The organism is Candidatus Neomarinimicrobiota bacterium (assembly GCA_041862535.1).
Taxonomy (GTDB): Bacteria; Fidelibacterota; Marinisomatia; order SCGC-AAA003-L08; family TS1B11.
This window is the reverse complement of the sequence record JBGVTM010000024.1, coordinates 1-2865: the sequence shown is the minus strand read 5'-3', so window position 1 is coordinate 2865 and position 2865 is coordinate 1. Positions and strand designations below refer to the sequence as shown.

Annotated in this window: 3 protein-coding genes; 2 read left to right on the top strand and 1 reads right to left on the bottom strand. The window is 54.4% G+C overall.

Annotated features, from left to right (window positions below; all coding sequences use genetic code 11):
• Positions 1 to 1386, top strand: a 1386-nt coding sequence (locus ACETWG_00940; GenBank protein ID MFB0515154.1) for a M16 family metallopeptidase, incomplete at its 5' end; no start/stop codon positions are given.
• 31 nt (positions 1387 to 1417) lie between these two features.
• Here ACETWG_00940 and ACETWG_00935 read toward each other — a convergent pair.
• Positions 1418 to 2023, bottom strand: a complete 606-nt coding sequence (locus ACETWG_00935; GenBank protein MFB0515153.1) for a hypothetical protein — start codon at positions 2021 to 2023, stop codon at positions 1418 to 1420.
• Between the two features lie 194 nt (positions 2024 to 2217).
• Here ACETWG_00935 and ACETWG_00930 point away from each other — a divergent pair.
• Positions 2218 to 2865, top strand: a 648-nt coding sequence (locus ACETWG_00930; protein ID MFB0515152.1) for a lysophospholipid acyltransferase family protein, incomplete at its 3' end; no start/stop codon positions are given.

Genomic DNA, 2865 nt, shown 5'->3' with positions numbered 1-2865 from the left:
GGCCCTCGGTTCTACCGTTCGGACAAGAGCAGTATGTCCCCAATCGTACCCAGTGGTGTGGACTCACCAGCGGAGACCACTGCGGGAATCGGTCTGGCCGCTCGGATAACCGATGCGAATCTGTTGGAAGGCCTGCGGTTGGTTACCATGCCCATGGGGGTTGCGGAAGTGGTGACCATCTATGGTAGTTTTTACGGGGGAGATGTGTTTAGCCCCAGGGCGAATGAAGCCACTGCCGATATCGCCTCCAGTATGCTGGATCAGGGTACTAAAAAGCGGGACAAGTTTACCCTCAGTGAATTGTTGGAATCGGTGGGGGCGCGGATCAGTTTTAACTCCGACGATTACCGGGTAACCTTCTCAGCCCGCTGTCTAAGGGATGACGTACCACTGGTGGTGGAACTCCTTGCGGAGCAGCTCCGGGAACCGGCTTTCAACAAACGGGATCTGGTTTCCTTGCAGAAACGGCTGGTGGGAAATCTCAAGCGCCAGAGCGAGACAACTGATTTCTGGGCACGCCTGAAGTTCAGTCAATTAGTGTATCCCCATGACCACCCCAACTACATCCCGCCGCTGGACAAGCAAATCGCTGATATCGAGAGTATCTCACCGTCAGGCCTGCGGGCATTCCACCAGCGGCTTTACGGGTTGGGAAACTTGATTATTGTCGCCACCGGTGACGTGGACCGAGCGGTTCTGGAAAAGAGCCTGGAGCAGTGCTTTGGGGACTGGCAGAAGGTCGATCTCGCTCCCCCATCCCTTGATGGACGCCGTGGTTACCGTGACCTGGCGCCCCGGGAAGAGGTTGTGACCATGAAAGACAAATACAGTGTTGACCTGATCCAGGGCCTCGCAGTAGGTATTGATCGAGAGCATTTCGATTATCTGCCTCTCAGCATGGGCACCTTTATCTTGGGAGGTAATTTCTCAGCCCGCCTCATGGCTGCTGTCCGGGACGAGGAGGGCCTCACATACGGTATCGGGTCTGCTGTCGGTGGTGCCAGCGACGGAAAGGATGGCTACTGGTCAATCTACGGTACCTTCGCTCCTAATCTGTTGAAGAAAGGCAAGGCCTCTGTCTATAAGCAGCTGGGAAAGTGGGTGGAGAAGGGGGTAACTACCGAAGAATTGTCGGTAAAAAAAACCACCCTTATAGGCAATTATAAAGTCAGCCTGGTTACGACCTCTGGCATGGCCTCCACCATTCTGGACATCCTCGAGCGTGGAAAAGAAATCACCTACATTGATGAGTATGTGGAAGAGATCAACGCTCTGAAGCTGGAAGAGGTCAATGCGGCCGTCCAGAAGTATATCAAACCAAAGAACCTGATCACGGTAGCCGCTGGCAGTATTGATCGGAATTGGAAATCCCTGACTACCGAATAGGATCGTCAGCCGCTGTGGGTCCGTAACCTCTTTACGCCCGCAGGCTCAGACCAAGGTAAAAGAATAACACCCCCACCATTTGGACTAAGTGGTAGACGCCGTTACCGTCGAATGTCCAGACGAGTGTAAGTTGCACTTTTTTTAGCAGTAGGGCTGCTGCGGCCAATGTGAAGGCGGTACCTGCGGAAAGATATCCGGCGCCGGGAACAGCCTGCACCAGGGCCAGCCGAATATACACAATCAGAGCCAGAAACATCACCACCGCTTCCACCGCTGCAAAAGTCAGGATGCGGCTGGGGTAAAACCAGGCTATAATCAGGAAGATCAGAGCCAGAACTGCCACCAACCAGCGAGCCTTTAGTACCAGCTCGGGGCCGAAGGAATCCGTAAGTGCGGCAAGTACGAAAGTGGCCATCATGATTGCCAGGCCGAGGTAGATGCCCGTAAACAGGGAGTGGTAAGCTAATCCATGGGCGACACCTCCCAGGAGCGCCGCTACGCCAAGAAGCGCAAGGGTTGTGATCCAATACGGCTGACTGGGGAAATGGTGCCCATTCATTGCTAGAAGGGCCGCAAGGATAAGGGTCTCCAGGCCCAGGATAAAATCGGTAATGGATGTGGTGGGTTCATGGAGCATGTAACGGGGCTTCCTGATTTCTCGGATTTGGCTCCGGCAGCAAAGGACGAAAATTACATCGGGGGAAGAACTGTTGCACGCACCGACTCATTTTTTCTTAGATTATCCTCCACTCATTTACGCATTTAAAGGCAAGACATATCCGCTGGTATTCTAAACCAACGCGTACTTTCAACCCTTGGGTCTATCGTTTAGTGCGCCTGGTATTGGTGCCGTCTCTGCGGCTGTTGTTCCGTCCCAGGGTCATCGGCAAAAAGCATCTGCCCGTTGCCGGGCCCTGTTTCATTATCGCCAATCACAGTAATCTCTACGACGGATTTATTATCAATGTCTTTCTTTTTGAGCCCACCGCTTCCGTTATGGTGGAGGAGTACTTCCGGGGTGGATTTCTCGCTTGGGTATTTAAGAAGATCGGGCTGGTGCCTACCCGCAAGTTTCAACCTCAAGCAACGCCGGTGCGGGAGCTAATGCGCTTTATCAAAGACAACCGTATGATCATCATCATGCCGGAGGGGGAACGGAACTGGGACGGCGTCACTCGCCCTACAGTGGCGGCTACGGGCAAGCTCTTCCGCCGGCTGGGTCTTCCCGTTTACCCTGTGATCATGCACAACGGCTATCTGGCCTGGCCCGGTTGGGCCCGCTGGCCCCGGCGCTTCAAAATAGTCGTGGATTTCCGCCCACCCCTCCAATTCACTCCCGATATGACCGACGAGCAGGTGGCAGAAATGGTGGACTCAGCCGTACAGTGGGACCCGCAGCGCGATATGGCCAGGTATAGCGATCGGGTTCCCAACGGGTTCCGGCCGGCGGATGGCATTACCTCTCTTATCTTCCGCTGT

Coding starts and splice junctions, on each gene's coding strand:
- ACETWG_00935 (MFB0515153.1), bottom strand. CDS start 2,023: ATGCTCCATGAACCCACCACATCCATTACCGATTTTATCCTGGGCCTG.